Genomic DNA, 13,377 nt, shown 5'->3' with positions numbered 1-13,377 from the left:
GCAACCCATCGACCGGAGACCACGCTCTCGTGAAACGCTTTTTCAACCGCCTGCTGCCGAAATCCTGGCGCTCCACCGTCGTCACCATTCCGGTCATCCGGCTGCACGGCACGATCATGGCCGGCGGGCAGTTCCGGCAGAATCTGTCGCTGGCCTCGACAGCCGGCCTCATCGAAAAGGCATTTTCCTTCGATGCACCGGCGGTTGCCATCTCGATCAATTCGCCCGGCGGCTCGCCGGTGCAGTCGCGGCTGATCTTCAGGCGCATCCGCGACCTGGCGGTTGAGAAGAACAAAGAGGTGCTGGTCTTCGTCGAGGATGTCGCGGCCTCGGGCGGCTACATGATCGCGGTCGCGGGCGACGAGATTTTTGCCGATCCCTCCTCCATCGTCGGCTCCATCGGCGTGGTCTCGGCCTCGTTCGGCTTTCCCGAACTGATGAAGAAGATCGGCGTCGAGCGCCGCGTCCACACCGCAGGCCAGAACAAGGCGGTGCTCGATCCGTTCAAGCCCGAGAAGAAGGAGGACATCGAGCGGCTGAAAGCGCTGCAGCTCGAGGTGCACGAAACCTTCATCGATCTGGTCAAGGAGCGGCGGGGCACGAAGCTGAAGGACAATCCGGATCTGTTCACTGGCCTGTTCTGGACCGGCAAGAGAGGTCTGGAGCTCGGCCTCGTCGATGCGCTCGGCGACATGCGTACCGTGCTGAAGACCCGGTTTGGCGCGAAGACCCAGCTCAGGCTGATCACCGCGCCGCGCGGTTTCCTCGGCCGTTTCGGCCTCTTCGGATCGAGCAAAGGCTTTTCAGCGCCCGATATCGCCGCCGCTGCCGCCAGCGGCGTCATCGATGCGGCGGAAGAGCGCGCATTGTGGGCTCGCTTCGGGCTTTGAAAACCGCGCAAAACCGTCTAGCATGAAGGCTTGAAGTCCTATGCATGCCGTTTTCCCAAAACCGGACACAGTTTTGGGCTCCATGCATGAACCGACCCGACCGGCCGCCTTCGCCGGCCCAGCGTGGTAGGAGTTGTGACATGCCGCAGATCATCTTCTTCGCCGTCATTGGCGTTGCCGCCTATTTCGGCTACCGCACTTTCATCCGGGAAGCGGAGCGCGTGACGGCCAAGGTGCGGCGCACCGAAAAGCAGGCGGCCAATGGCGCGATGGGAACGCTGGTCAAGGACCCGAAGACCGGCGAATACCGGCTGGCCAAGGACTGAGCATCATCCCCCATACGACTGACGCCGTGGACACCGAGATCGGTTCGCGCACCTGGCACGCGCACGCCAAGATCAATCTGGCGTTGCATGTCACCGGCAGGCGTGCTGACGGTTATCACCTGATCGAAAGCCTGGCGGTGTTCACGCGCTTTGGCGACAGGGTCGAGATCGCGCTCGCCGACAGCGACGATTTCACCGTGTCCGGCCGTTATGCTCCGGCGGTTCCGCTCGACGCCGGCAATCTCGTGCTGAAGGCGCGCGATGCCTTGCGGCGGGAGGCTGGTTCCGAGCGCACCCCCGCCGTCTCCATAAAACTGGAGAAGAACCTGCCGGTCGCCTCCGGCGTCGGCGGCGGATCGAGCGACGCGGCGGCCGTGCTGCGCGGACTGGCGCGGACATGGGCCCTGGACATGGACGACGCCGGGCTGGCGCGGATCGGCCTCTCGCTTGGCGCCGACGTGCCGATGTGCCTGGCGGCCAAGCCGCTGGTGGCGCGCGGCATTGGTGATGAGCTGTCGGTGGTGCCGGACTTTTCTGCGTTGGGACTGGTGCTGGTCAATCCGGGCACGCCGGTCTCGACGGCGGATGTCTTCGCGGCCCTGTCCCGCCGCGACAACGAGCCCCTGCCGCCGCTGCCGAACAGCATCGATTTCCACAGCCTGCGCAACTGGCTGGAGGTCACCCGCAATGATCTGGAGCCGGCAGCCCTTGCGCTGCAGCCCGCAATAGGCCGCGCGCTGTCATGGCTTGATAAGGCCGGATCGGGATTTTCACGCATGTCCGGATCGGGCGCGACCTGTTTCGGCCTGTTCGAGACCGGCAACGTCGCCAAGCGCGCGGCGGCCGAGATCCGCAGCCGCCAGCCGGACTGGTTCGTCGCGGCGACACGCAGCATGGCATCGGAGGCTGAGTGACATGGCTGGGATCAACGAGAGCCGTTCCTTCGTTCCGGTCCGTATCGCGGTGCTGACGGTTTCCGACACGCGCAGCCTTGCCGACGACAAATCCGGACAGACACTGGCCGACCGCATCACCGAGGCCGGCCACATCCTGGCCGCCCGCGATATCGTCACCGATGATCGCGACAAGATCCGCGATACTGTGCTGGCGTGGTCGCGCGACAAGGCCATCGATGTCGTCATCACCACCGGCGGCACCGGCTTCACCGGGCGCGACGTGACGCCGGAGGCGCTGGAGCCGATCTTCGAAAAGCGCATGGACGGCTTTTCGGAAGTGTTCCACCGCATTTCCTACGACAAGATCGGCACGTCGACAATCCAGAGCCGGGCGACCGGCGGCGTCGTCAACGCCACCTTCGTCTTCGTGCTGCCGGGCTCGCCCGGCGCCTGCAAGGACGCCTGGGACGGCATCCTCAAGGCGCAGCTCGACTACCGCCACATGCCCTGCAACTTCGTCGAGATCATGCCGCGCCTGGACGAGCATTTGCGGCGCGGGAAGTAACACGAAGACTGCGCTTCCAACAGTCCGCCTTCAGCGGATCACCGGTTCGCCATGAAAGCGCCGGCGCGAGGGGCGCGAAACGCCGAAGCCGACTTCCATCATCAGCCGCGGCGTGCGCGCCGGCACGGTGCCCATATGGAAGCCGAACGGATCCTCGACGAAGCCGAGGCCGGCTTCGCCCGTCAGCGTCACCGGGCTGTGCTCGCCATAGACGTCCAGCACCTCTTGGGCGGGATGGCCGACCAACAGGGTGAGCTGGTGCTTGATGGCGCGGCGCCTGTGGCTGCCCCTGACATAGACATGCGGACCGGTGTCGGCATCGACGGGCTTGAGGTAGAAGAAGAACTTCAGCATGCGCCAGTCGTCGAGGTCGAAGTGATACTTGCCGAGCGAGGCAAGGTTCTTGTCGGCGTCGGAGGCTTCGCCGGTCGGAAAGCTCCACCAGACGCGTGTCGTGATCAGTTTCGCCTGAGCGCCGAGATAGTGCGCGGCAATGTCGAGAAGCAGCGGATCGCGCTGTATGGCGAGTGCCGCCGGGCAGTCGAGGATGCGCTCGAAATAGTGCCCGCTGAGCAGTGAGCGGCCGAGGCGTTTTTCGGCTTGCGCATGGTCGCCCGGCATGAATTCGAGACGCCGGTCGAAATTGCCGAAGCAAGGCGTGCGCCCCGCGAAATCCGCGATCTCTTCATGGATCTCCGAAGGCAGGACGAGACCTGAAAACAGGCCGTCGGAACGCAGCGCATCGACCACCGCCGCCCGCGCGACACCGGAAAACATCGTATCCTCGACATTGTCGGCTGGATGGGCGCGCTTTGCACCCAGCCAATGCATCCGGCGCCCAGGCAGGGTGCGCGCCAGCATGAACATCGGCAACCAAGGCGGGGTTTTCACGCAGGTCCGTGAGATAGGTCGGAATGCGCACGGCGATGCGCCGCAGCAAGCTGCCGTTGCGCGCGATGGCCTCGAGACTAGCGGCTCCGGATTCGTCAGGCGTTGAAAGGGTCATCGGGTCCTCTTCCATGAGGGTGAGACCCGATGCCGCATCGGTGCCTACCACTCGCATGACCCAAACCCAATTCACCCACCTCGGGGAAGGCTAACCTCGCGTCAGATTTTGTGCAATGCACAATGGACTGAGCACATGCAAAAAATCACTTCGGCGCCCGATGCTGCTTGGGCGGCGCCACCCAGATCTCGGCGTCGAGCTTCTTTGTCGCGAGGCCACGCGCCAGCGCCTCGGCGCTGGCGGCGTTTTTCGACAGGGACGCCGCCTGGCGCTTGCTGATCACCAGCCCGTCGGCGAGCGCGCGGTTTCCCGAAAAGACCCGGGCCAGGAACGGCGTGCGGCTGCCGCGCGCGCGCGAAAACCGCGCGGCCATGGTTTGCCTCGCCGTGTGGGCGACGACAGCTTCGATCCAGCCCTCCACCAAACGCGCGCCGGGCTCCAGCAACAGCAGCCAATCACCCTTGGCCTGCCTGATCCCGGCGGCGATGCCGCCGCTCGCCACATAGTGGCAGCCGGCATGCTCGGCGACATGATGCGTCTGGTCGGTGGAGCCGGTGTCGCAGACGATGACGTCGCGCACCACGCCCTCCACCGCGCCGCCAATCAGCGAGCCGAGCGTGCGGGCGAGAGCCTCCTCGTCATTGCGGGTTTCGATGAGAACACTGAGCATATTTAGCCGAATAGCGGAAAGCCGCGAACAGCGCCAGTTTTTGCGGCGCAGCATAAAAAGTTCTTGCTTTGTTCTCTTTGGCTAAATAGGAATAATTTCATGAGCAGAGCGATTCGACACAACATGGACAGTCCCTGGGAGCGGGCCAAGATGGAACCGATCGTGCGCGCCGACATTGCAGCCTTCGGGGCAGGACGAGCCGAAATGGCCAATGCGATGATCGAGCAGAGTGGCATGCGTATCCGTCCGGACCGCAACCGCGGCCGGTCGGCGGGCATCAATCCGTCCGGCCGCTTCGAACCGGTGAGCCGGCACATCTTCGATGATGGCTGGAGTTCGCTGGAGGAGCTGCCGCCGTTCAAGACCGAGGTGCAGGTGGAAAAGCCGCGCACCATCATCACCCGCAACGAATCGCCCGACATCTCCTTCGACCGGTCGATCAACCCGTATCGCGGCTGCGAACATGGCTGTGTCTATTGCTTCGCACGGCCGACGCACGCTTTCATGGGCCTGTCGCCGGGGCTGGATTTCGAATCCAAGCTGTTCGCCAAGCCGGATGCGGCGCGGCTGCTCGACAAGGAACTGTCCAAGGACGGCTACCAGCCGCGCACGATCGCCATCGGCACCAACACCGATCCCTACCAGCCCATCGAGAAGCAGTACCGGATCATGCGCGAGATCCTTGAGGTGCTGGAAGCGCGCGGCCATCCGGTCGGCATCGTCACCAAGTCCGCCCTGGTGACGCGCGACATCGACATATTGTCGCGCATGGCCGAACGCGGACTGGCCAAGGTGGCGCTGTCGGTGACGACGATGGACCGCATGCTGGCCAGAACGATGGAGCCCCGCGCATCGACGCCGACCAAGCGGCTGGAAGCGATCCGACAGCTTTCGGATGCCGGCATTCCGACTTCGGTCATGGTGGCGCCGATCATCCCTGGCCTCACCGACCAGGAGATGGAGCGGATCCTCGATTCCGCCTACGCTGCCGGTGCGCGCGAGGCGGGTTACGTCGTGCTGCGCCTGCCGCTGGAGGTCAGCCCGATCTTCAAGGACTGGCTGCTGCGCCACTATCCGGACCGCTATCGCCACGTGATGTCGCTGATCCGCTCGATGCGTGACGGCAAGGACTATGATTCGGAATGGGGCAAGCGCATGAAGGGCGCCGGACCCTATGCCTGGCAGATCGGCCGCCGCTTCGAAATCACCGCCAAGCGGCTTGGCCTCAACACCGAACGGCGCACGTTGCGCACCGACCAGTTCGTCGCCGCCGGAAAAGACCAGGAACAGCTGAGGCTGCTCTAAGACTGCAATTCGCCGTGGCGGTTTGAGCTGCCACGGCGCACAAAATCCCGTCCGGCCTGCCCCGGCCTGCAGACGGTGCCCTCCCGGTCCGGCGCCCCACCCGACCCGGAGGGACTTGCGGAGAATCGGAGCCGATGCGAACCTCGCCGCAACATGGCTCGCGCGCGTTCCGATTCTCCGCTTCTCTTCGAAATCGTCGAGAAGCCCGATTTCTCCTTCGAGACGAAGGCGATGGCTGATGGGCTTTGGCCAGTCGCGGGGATGGACGAGGCTGGCCGCGGTCCTCTGGCCGGGCCGGTGGTCGCCGCGGCTGTGGTGCTCGATCCTGCCAACATCCCCGAAGGCCTCGACGATTCCAAACGGCTCAGCCATTTGCAGCGCGAAGCACTGTTCCTGCGCATCCTCGGCTCAGCGCAAGCGGTCTCGATGGCCTCGATCAGCGCAGAGGGCATCGACGGCAGCAATATCCTCAAGGCCAGTCTCGAGGCGATGCGCCGCGCTTTGGTCGGGCTGTCGGTTCGACCGAAGCTCGCGCTTGCCGACGGACGCGACGTGCCGCCTGGATTGCCCTGCGACGGCCGCGCGCTGATCAAGGGCGACCAGCGTTCGCAGTCGATCGCCGCCGCTTCCATCGTCGCCAAGGTGATGCGGGACCGCATGATGTGCGGCTGCGGCAGCCACCACGACCGCTACGGCTTCGAGGTTCACATGGGGTACGCCACGGCCCGCCACCGCACGGCGATCGAGACGCATGGCCCGGTGGCACGGCTGCATCGCGTGTCCTTCGCGCCGTTCAGGCTGGGCGGGGCCGAGGTGGTTGAAGAAGAGAGCTTGGTCGGGCTGGATTGAGATGCGCGAGCGATCTCCCCCCTTGAGGGGATGATGTCGCCGTAGGCGACAGTGGGGGTCGCTTCGACCGGGCGCGACGCCCCTTTGATGGACGAAAGATGAGGCCAGCGCTTCACGCCCGGCGACCCCCCTCTGGCCTGCCGGCCATCTTCCCCTCAAGGGGGGAGATACCGCTCCGCCGCTTTCGCTAATCTCCATCCCAACAAAAAAGCCGCCTGGTTGCCCGGGCGGCTTTCTGATTCCAAAGGCTGTCAGCTCAGTTCAGCTTGGCCTTCACATCCGCGAGCGACGCCTTGAACAGGTCTGCTCCGGCCTTGACGTCGACCTTGGCGGCGAGCAGCGCGCGGGCAGCCTCGACAGCGATGTCGACGGCGCTGGCGCGCACTTCGGCGACCGCGTCACGCTCGGCCTGGCCGATCTTCTGTTCGGCAAGCGCGGTGCGCCGGGCCACATAATCCTCGGTCTTCTTGTGCGCTTCGGTGGCGAGCATTTCGGCTTCGCGCTTGGCGGCAGCGACGATGTCGGCAGCCTCCTGCTCGGCTTCCTTGCGCTTCTTCTTGTACTGGCCGAGCAGTTGCTGGGCCTCGTCGCGCAGCTTGCGTGCCTCGTCGAGCTCGCTGCTGATCCTGGCGGCGCGGGCGTCAAGCGCCTTGGCGATCAGTCCAGGCACCTTGACGTAGATGGCGACGCCCAGGAAGATGATCAGGGCAATAGTGGCCCAAAGCGTTGCGAGAGATGTAGCGTCCATGATGCGCTCCTCACCGGGCCACGGATTTGACCGCGGCCGCGATCTCGGCCTTGCTGGCCTTGCCGCCGACCAGGGCCTCGACGATCGCCGAAGCGGTGTCCTCGGCGATGCTGCCGACTTCCTTCATGGCGTTGGCCTTGATGGAAGAAATGCGCGCCTCGGCTTCGCCAAGCTTCTCGTCGAGAGCGGACTCGATCTTCTTGCGTGCGGTCTCGGCTTCCGCCTTGGCCGCATCAGCGGCCTGCTGGCCGATCGAGCTGGCGTTCTTCTTGGCCTCCGCCAGTTCCTGCTCGTAAGCAGCAACGGCGGCGTCGGCCTCGCCCTTCAGCTTGCTCGCCTGATCGAGGTCCTGGCTGATGCGATCGTTGCGGACATCGATGATGCCACCGATGCGCGGCATCGCTACCTTCTTCAAGAAGAGGTAGAACAGCGCGAAGGTGATCGCCAGCCACAGAAGCTGCGACGGAAACGTCGCAGGATCGAATGGCGGGAACGTGCCGTGCGCTTCGGCAGGCACGCCTGTGCCGGAATGCGTGTCGCCTCCCGTCCCGATGGGCGCGGTCTCTTCCGCAAAGGCAGATGTCACGAACATCTCATTCCCCTGTCCATAAGGTAAGGTCGCACCATGCGCCCCCCTTCGTCAGCCTGTGTTTCTTACTTGAACACCAGGAGGAGCGCGATCAGGAGCGAGAAGATGCCCAGAGCTTCGGTCACGGCGAAGCCGAAAATCAGGCGGCCGAACTGGCCATCGGCAGCCGACGGATTGCGCAGCGCGCCCGAGAGATAGCTGCCGAAGATGTTGCCCAGGCCGATGCCCGCGCCACCCATGCCCAGGCAAGCGATGCCGGCGCCGATTGCAGCTGCTGCGTTTACTTCCATGTCAAACTCCTTGTGGTTCCGTTTGTCGTTGCAGATTGTAGTTGGCGTCATGCGCCGGTGGAATTTAGTGGCTGGGGTGTAGGGCGTCGTTGAGGTACATGCAGGTCAACACCGCAAAGACGTAGGCTTGCAGGAAGGCAACGAGCAGTTCCAGCGCTGTCAGCGCCACCGCCATGGCCAGCGGCAGGATCGATCCCGCGACGCCGACCGCGCCCAGCGCTGAGAGGCTGACCACGAAGCCAGAAAACACCTTCAGCGTGATGTGGCCGGCCAACATGTTGGCGAACAGACGAACCGAGAGGCTGATCGGGCGCGAGACGAAGGAAATCACCTCGATCGGAACGACAAGCACCATCATCACGAGAGGCACACCCTTCGGCACAAACAGCTTCAGGAAGCCAAGTCCATGCTTCATGAAACCGTAGACGATGACGGTGCCAATCACCAGAATGGCCAGACCGAAAGTGACGATGATGTGGCTGGTGACGGTGAAGAAGTAGGGAAACAGGCCGAGCAGATTGGCGACCAGCACGAACATGAACAGCGAGAACACAAGCGGGAAGAACTTCATGCCCTGCGTGCCGGCGGCGTCACGCAACATGTTTGCGACGAATTCGTAAGCCATCTCTGAGACCGACTGCAGCCGGCCGGGAACCAGGCTGCGGCTCGATGTCGTCAGGAACAGGAACGCGGCGGCGACCACGACGGTCGCGACCATGAACAGTGCCGAATTTGTGAAGGACAGGTCGTAGCCGCCGATGTTAATCGGAATCAGCTTGATGATATGGAACTGGTGGATCGGATCGACCTTGTCAGCTGCCACGTTCTAACCCCGTCAATGCCGCGTACGGCCAAATTACCATTGCCGCACGAGGGCGGCTATTTCCAAATGCCGCCTGAAGGGCGGTCATTTGCTGTCGTCACGGCCAGAGCGCGATTTATCGCCCTGTCCGAATTCTGCCACAACGCCTGCCGAACGCATGACATTGAGCACGCCGGCGCCAAAACCAAGCAGCAGGAAAACGATCAGGCCCCACGGCGATGTCCCCGCCATACGGTCGATGATCCAGCCGATGCCCGCGCCCACCACCACGCCAGCGATAAATTCACTGGAGAGTTTGACCGCCTGGCCATATCCGGCCGCACTGCCCGCTTTCGCGTCGTCTTTCCCCTCGAGCCGGTTCGGCAGCCTTGTCGCAAGCGATGCTTCAAGTTCACGCCGACGTCGCTCAAGATCGTCGTCGCGGATGCCGGTTTCATGCTGCTTGCCGCGGCCGGTTTCTCCGGTTCCGTCTGGCCTGCTTTTATCGGCCATCGCAACCCCCCTGCCCGGTCAGACCGTCACCGTCCGTCCGCTTCTAAAGTCGCCGGCAACATAGTTAGAGGGTTTGCGCCCGTCAAGCCACGGGCGGAAGTTCATTGTCATGTATTTTAGGCAATGAAATCAATAAATTAGAGAGGTGCGACATCGTGCCCGCCGCGATGATGAGGATGTGCCGCACGAATCCTCCCTGCAATGGCTGCCTGATCGAGCCTGTGGCCGGTGGAAAAGACCATCGGCCGGCGAGCCCTCAGCTCCAGCCGCCGCCATAGGTGCGGTAGAAGATATGCAGGCCGATCTTGGTCATCTTCTGCATGGTGCGCGCCCAGCCCGGATGGACATATTGGGCGTAGTAGTGGGTCGACGACCCGACCTCAGGAATGAAGATCTTGCCGGCGGTGACGGCCATGGCGATGTCCTGCGCGGTCTTGTAGGCAGCCGGGCTGTCGATGCGCTTCTTCCGACCGTCGCAAGCGAAGGAGAACTGGCAACGGTTGAACCAGCTGTCGTTCTGGTAGACGACGCCGCAGATCGAATTCGGATAGGCCGGATTGCGCACGCGGTTGAGGATGACCTGGGCAACGGCGGCCTGGCCGCGCACGGATTCGCTCCGCGCCTCGAAATAGATGCCATTGGCCAGGCACTTTTGCTCTGGCTTGGAGAAGACGCTGGCCGGCAGCGGGTTCTGGATCCACCAATGGTCGCCCTTGGCCATCGGCGGAATGAAGCGGCCGCTGTTGAGCTGCTCATCCTGCAGCAGGGCTTCGAAGGGCGAGGCCTTGGCATAGTCCGGCTCGGATTGCGCATAGGCCGTCGCCAGAACATCGGGATGATCGTTGTTGACCAAAGCGGCGAGCATGGCCGGCACGCCGGGATCCGGCTTCTTGTCCTCACGCGCATGGAATTCCGCGGCGATCTGGATTTCCTTGCCTTTGATCTGCGGCTTGGCAAAGGCCATTTTCAGGCCGCCGTCCATGCTCGGCCGCATCAAGGAGGAGGTCCGCTGGAAGATCGAACCAGCGTTGAAGTTCTTCGGCGGCGCGACGGGAGACACCTGCACGATGCGGCCCTTCTTGTCGGCGCGCACCACGCGATCTTCGTCCGGCGAGCCGCTGACCTTGCCCCCCTTGCCGCGAAACGACACGTTGCCGACGCCAGCCAAGTGGATACCCGATCCCGAGATCGAGCCGGTGACGTCGGAGTCGACGAAAGGCATCTCGGCGGCATGGGTCGAACCGGCGACGGATCTCTCGACATACGAATTCCAGCGCGCGGTCGGCGATTCGAGGCCGGACACCAGGCTGGTCATGTCCTGGTAGGCGGCGACGGTCGGGAAGCCGATCCAGATGCCGAGGCCGATGATGAAAGGAGACACAAAATTGCGTTTCTTCTCACCGGCGGCGGCAACAAGCCGCTTCAAGACGCGTCGATGCACGGAACTCTCTCCAGGAACGCTACTGACCCCACTGGAGAGCAAAATGATGCATTAACCTTGATGGGACGTTAACGGGATCGATCGGGTTTTCTCAGTCGGCTCAAGGTCGTGGTTTGAAAGTCGGGCGGTTTTGCGGCGGGTGCGGTCAGGCCCGCCGCAGGAAGATCGGCCAGGCGATCAGCGCGCAGATGGCGGCCGACAGCCAGACCCCAGACCAGGACCAGAGATGCAGCAGCCCCGGAATGGCCACCGGCACCAGGAAGAAGCCAACAAAGACAAAGGTGTTGGCCAGGCTGAGCGCGGTTCCGACATGGCCGGCGCCGGCAAGCGTGGCAAGCTCGGTATAGGCGACGCCGTGCCAGGCCGAGACCGAGATGCCCGCGACAATCAGCACCAAGGGAAGGACAGCGACCAGAAAGGACTGCCCGCCCGGCACTGCGGGGCTGGCCAGGACCATCAGCCAAAGCGCAGAGAAGGCCAACCCACTGAGTGCACTGCACGAGCGCAGAAACTGGCGGCGGTTGCCATGGCGGTCGGTGAAGCGGCCGCTCCAGACGCGCATGGCCATCGCGCCAATCTGCACTGCGGCGAGGCTCGCGCTGATCGCCGCCGTTCCCAGCCCGGCGAAGTCGTGCAGGAACACCGATGCGAAGGTGAGCACGGCCACCTGCGGGAAGCAGAGCAAGCCGATGGCGGTCGCGATGCGCCAGACCTCGATGTTGCGCAGCGGCGCCGGTCCGGCAGCGGCGGACGCAACGACGTGACCCGCCGTCGGCGGCTCGTGCAGCCAGCGCCAGGCAAACAGCGCGGAGACAGCGGAGGCGCCGGCCAGCAGCCCGAACACCGCGGAAAAGCCGAAAGCAAGCGCAAGCGACGGCAGGACAAGCGCGCCGAGGCCGCCGCCGAGCGGCACCGCCGTCTGCCTTATGCTCATGGCGAAGCCGCGCTCGTTTTCCCGGAACCAGCCCATGATGGCGCGGCCGCTCGAGCCATTGACGCTGCCGCCAAGCAGGCCGGTGAGGAGCAGGCTTGCCGACAGGAGCATGACATCGGGAACGCCCGACCTCGTCGGCACGACGAGCATGGCCATGGCGAGGAGCCAGGCCGCCGTCGCGCCAAGCCCGATCAGCAGCACGCGGCGATCGCCCCAGCGATCCGTGAGCAAGCCCCAGGGCAATTCGCTGAGCGCAACCCCCAGGCCGAGGACGCCGAGCGCCAGACCAAGTTCGGCATTGCTCAGGTGGTAGCCCTGACGCAGCACGACTGCTGTTGCCGGTATGCCGGAGAAGGTGGCCGAGAAGCTGGCGTTTGCGGCGACGCCAATGCCCAGGACCTTCCAGCGATGGCCTGGGCTGAACACCCTTGCGGCCGGGCCCGCAGCCCTGTCTTTCAGGATTTGTGTTGGCTGTTGGTCGGTGCAGTCGACAATGGCGGACATGGCTTCATTCCCGTGGTGGTCCAGTCACCTGGACCTTGACGACATTTCTCTACCGCCATAAGTTCGTCCTTAAAATCAGGAAGTTTGTGACTATTAATCCTGAAAATATGGACGTTCTGCATGCGGCGCGTAACCTTCGACCTCGATGTTCTCCGCAGCTTCGTCACCGGCATGGAACTGGGCAGCTTTGCCAAGGCTGCCGACCGGCTGGGCCGGTCGACCTCGGCGGTCAGCGCGCAATTGAAGAAACTGGAGGAGCAGGCGGCGACGCCGATCTTCCGCAAATCGGGGCGTGGGCTGGCCTTGACGGAGGCCGGCGAGACAATGCTCGGCTATGCGCGGCGGCTGCTCGAGCTGAATGACGAGGCGGCGGCGGCCATCCATGACGTCGAGCTTGAAGGCTGGGTCCGGCTCGGCCTGCAGGAGGACTTTGGCGAGGCCGTGCTGCCGGACGTGCTCGGCCGCTTCGCCCGTGCCCACCCCAAGGTCAAGATCGAGGCCAGGATCGCGCGCAGCCATGAGCTGGCCGAAAGGGTGATGTCAGGCAGCCTCGACATCGCGCTCGCCTGGCACAGCGGCCAGACGCTGCCCTACAGCGAGCATGTCGCCGATGTTCCCATGCGCTGGATCGGCCCGGCAAAGCGCATCGAGACCAGCCTGCGCGACGGAGAACCGCTGCCGCTGGTGGCGCTCGAGGCGCCATGCCTGTTGCGCACGGTGGCGACGGAAACGCTCGACCGCGCCGGGCTGCCCTGGCGCATGGCCTTCTCCAGCCCGAGCCTTGGTGGCATATGGGCGGCCGTGGCGGCGGGGCTTGGGCTGACGATCCGCACCGACATCGGCCTGCCGGCCAGCGTCAGCGCGATGGCGCCGGAGATCGCCGGTCTGCCGGCGCTGCCCAAGATGGCGTTGTTCCTGCATCGCCGGGACGCCGAACCTGAGCCGGTGGCGGCCCGCCTCGGAGACATATTGCTGGAGACGGCACGGCAGGCCTTGCCGGGCAATGCGCGGACAGCCGGCTTGCGTGCGGTCGCCTGACCGGACGAGTA

General features: G+C 64.3%; 15 protein-coding genes and 1 pseudogene. 7 read left to right on the top strand and 9 right to left on the bottom strand.

The genetic code is table 11. The features are described from left to right. Positions 1–29 precede the first annotated feature (29 nt). From ACWGS8_RS16840 to moaB, 4 genes are all read left to right on the top strand, one after another. Positions 30–890 (top strand): S49 family peptidase, encoded by an 861-nt coding sequence (locus ACWGS8_RS16840; RefSeq protein WP_454581988.1) that lies wholly within the window; start codon positions 30–32, stop codon positions 888–890. A gap of 140 nt (positions 891–1,030) precedes the next feature. Beyond that, entirely contained in the window at positions 1,031–1,216 is a 186-nt protein-coding gene (locus ACWGS8_RS16835; RefSeq protein WP_454581987.1) for a hypothetical protein, read from the top strand. Between the two features lie 26 nt (positions 1,217–1,242). After that, positions 1,243–2,130: a 4-(cytidine 5'-diphospho)-2-C-methyl-D-erythritol kinase gene (locus ACWGS8_RS16830; RefSeq protein ID WP_454581986.1), complete on the top strand. Its 888-nt coding sequence runs from the start codon at positions 1,243–1,245 to the stop codon at positions 2,128–2,130. Between the two features lies 1 nt (position 2,131). Beyond that, complete coding sequence (gene moaB, locus ACWGS8_RS16825; RefSeq protein WP_032929345.1) at positions 2,132–2,677, top strand: molybdenum cofactor biosynthesis protein B; 546 nt, start codon at positions 2,132–2,134, stop codon at positions 2,675–2,677. 30 nt (positions 2,678–2,707) lie between these two features. Here the strand turns inward: moaB and ACWGS8_RS16820 are convergent. After that, positions 2,708–3,683 (bottom strand): annotated as a pseudogene (locus ACWGS8_RS16820) (hypothetical protein). A gap of 145 nt (positions 3,684–3,828) precedes the next feature. Then, positions 3,829–4,353: a glycosyltransferase gene (locus ACWGS8_RS16815; RefSeq protein WP_454581985.1), complete on the bottom strand. Its 525-nt coding sequence runs from the start codon at positions 4,351–4,353 to the stop codon at positions 3,829–3,831. A gap of 150 nt (positions 4,354–4,503) precedes the next feature. Between ACWGS8_RS16815 and ACWGS8_RS16810 the strand changes: the two genes are divergently transcribed. After that, positions 4,504–5,658: a PA0069 family radical SAM protein gene (locus ACWGS8_RS16810; RefSeq protein ID WP_454582205.1), complete on the top strand. Its 1,155-nt coding sequence runs from the start codon at positions 4,504–4,506 to the stop codon at positions 5,656–5,658. Positions 5,659–5,811: 153 nt separating this feature from the next. After that, entirely contained in the window at positions 5,812–6,507 is a 696-nt protein-coding gene (locus tag ACWGS8_RS16805) for a ribonuclease HII (RefSeq protein WP_454581984.1), read from the top strand. 256 nt (positions 6,508–6,763) lie between these two features. Here ACWGS8_RS16805 and ACWGS8_RS16800 read toward each other — a convergent pair whose 3' ends face one another. The 7 genes from ACWGS8_RS16800 to ACWGS8_RS16770 all read right to left on the bottom strand — a co-directional run bounded on the left by ACWGS8_RS16800 (position 6,764) and on the right by ACWGS8_RS16770 (position 12,328). Further along, positions 6,764–7,255 (bottom strand): F0F1 ATP synthase subunit B, encoded by a 492-nt coding sequence (locus ACWGS8_RS16800; protein WP_454581983.1) that lies wholly within the window; start codon positions 7,253–7,255, stop codon positions 6,764–6,766. Positions 7,256–7,265: 10 nt separating this feature from the next. Further along, a complete protein-coding gene (locus ACWGS8_RS16795) occupies positions 7,266–7,847 on the bottom strand; it encodes a F0F1 ATP synthase subunit B (RefSeq protein WP_454581982.1) in 582 nt (193 codons plus the stop codon). Positions 7,848–7,909: 62 nt separating this feature from the next. Continuing rightward, positions 7,910–8,134 carry a F0F1 ATP synthase subunit C gene (locus ACWGS8_RS16790; protein WP_010914827.1) on the bottom strand — a complete coding sequence of 75 codons (225 nt, stop codon included), beginning with the start codon at positions 8,132–8,134 and terminating at the stop codon, positions 7,910–7,912. A 64-nt stretch (positions 8,135–8,198) separates the two neighbouring features. Beyond that, entirely contained in the window at positions 8,199–8,957 is a 759-nt protein-coding gene (locus ACWGS8_RS16785; RefSeq protein ID WP_454581981.1) for a F0F1 ATP synthase subunit A, read from the bottom strand. 84 nt (positions 8,958–9,041) lie between these two features. Continuing rightward, a complete protein-coding gene (locus ACWGS8_RS16780) occupies positions 9,042–9,449 on the bottom strand; it encodes an AtpZ/AtpI family protein (protein ID WP_454581980.1) in 408 nt (135 codons plus the stop codon). 256 nt (positions 9,450–9,705) lie between these two features. Then, entirely contained in the window at positions 9,706–10,890 is a 1,185-nt protein-coding gene (locus ACWGS8_RS16775) for a cell wall hydrolase (protein WP_454581979.1), read from the bottom strand. Positions 10,891–11,035: 145 nt separating this feature from the next. Beyond that, positions 11,036–12,328: an MFS transporter gene (locus ACWGS8_RS16770; protein WP_454581978.1), complete on the bottom strand. Its 1,293-nt coding sequence runs from the start codon at positions 12,326–12,328 to the stop codon at positions 11,036–11,038. A gap of 120 nt (positions 12,329–12,448) precedes the next feature. Here ACWGS8_RS16770 and ACWGS8_RS16765 point away from each other — a divergent pair, with 120 nt between their 5' ends. Next, positions 12,449–13,366: a LysR substrate-binding domain-containing protein gene (locus ACWGS8_RS16765; protein WP_454581977.1), complete on the top strand. Its 918-nt coding sequence runs from the start codon at positions 12,449–12,451 to the stop codon at positions 13,364–13,366. Positions 13,367–13,377 lie beyond the last annotated feature (11 nt).

The sequence above is a fragment of the Mesorhizobium sp. 43Arga genome, from assembly GCF_053714255.1.
The sequence above is the reverse complement of the archived record's forward strand: the minus strand, read 5'-3'. Positions and strand labels throughout refer to the sequence as shown.

What these genes read in the sequence shown, in the direction of transcription:
- ACWGS8_RS16835 (WP_454581987.1), top strand. Translation starts at nt 1,031, where the DNA reads ATGCCGCAGATCATCTTCTTCGCCGTCATTGGCGTTGCCGCCTATTTC.
- moaB (WP_032929345.1), top strand. Translation starts at nt 2,132, where the DNA reads ATGGCTGGGATCAACGAGAGCCGTTCCTTCGTTCCGGTCCGTATCGCG.
- ACWGS8_RS16815 (WP_454581985.1), bottom strand. Translation starts at nt 4,353, where the DNA reads ATGCTCAGTGTTCTCATCGAAACCCGCAATGACGAGGAGGCTCTCGCC.
- ACWGS8_RS16810 (WP_454582205.1), top strand. Translation starts at nt 4,504, where the DNA reads ATGGAACCGATCGTGCGCGCCGACATTGCAGCCTTCGGGGCAGGACGA.
- ACWGS8_RS16805 (WP_454581984.1), top strand. Translation starts at nt 5,812, where the DNA reads ATGGCTCGCGCGCGTTCCGATTCTCCGCTTCTCTTCGAAATCGTCGAG.
- ACWGS8_RS16800 (WP_454581983.1), bottom strand. Translation starts at nt 7,255, where the DNA reads ATGGACGCTACATCTCTCGCAACGCTTTGGGCCACTATTGCCCTGATC.
- ACWGS8_RS16795 (WP_454581982.1), bottom strand. Translation starts at nt 7,847, where the DNA reads ATGTTCGTGACATCTGCCTTTGCGGAAGAGACCGCGCCCATCGGGACG.
- ACWGS8_RS16790 (WP_010914827.1), bottom strand. Translation starts at nt 8,134, where the DNA reads ATGGAAGTAAACGCAGCAGCTGCAATCGGCGCCGGCATCGCTTGCCTG.
- ACWGS8_RS16780 (WP_454581980.1), bottom strand. Translation starts at nt 9,449, where the DNA reads ATGGCCGATAAAAGCAGGCCAGACGGAACCGGAGAAACCGGCCGCGGC.
- ACWGS8_RS16770 (WP_454581978.1), bottom strand. Translation starts at nt 12,328, where the DNA reads ATGTCCGCCATTGTCGACTGCACCGACCAACAGCCAACACAAATCCTG.
- ACWGS8_RS16765 (WP_454581977.1), top strand. Translation starts at nt 12,449, where the DNA reads ATGCGGCGCGTAACCTTCGACCTCGATGTTCTCCGCAGCTTCGTCACC.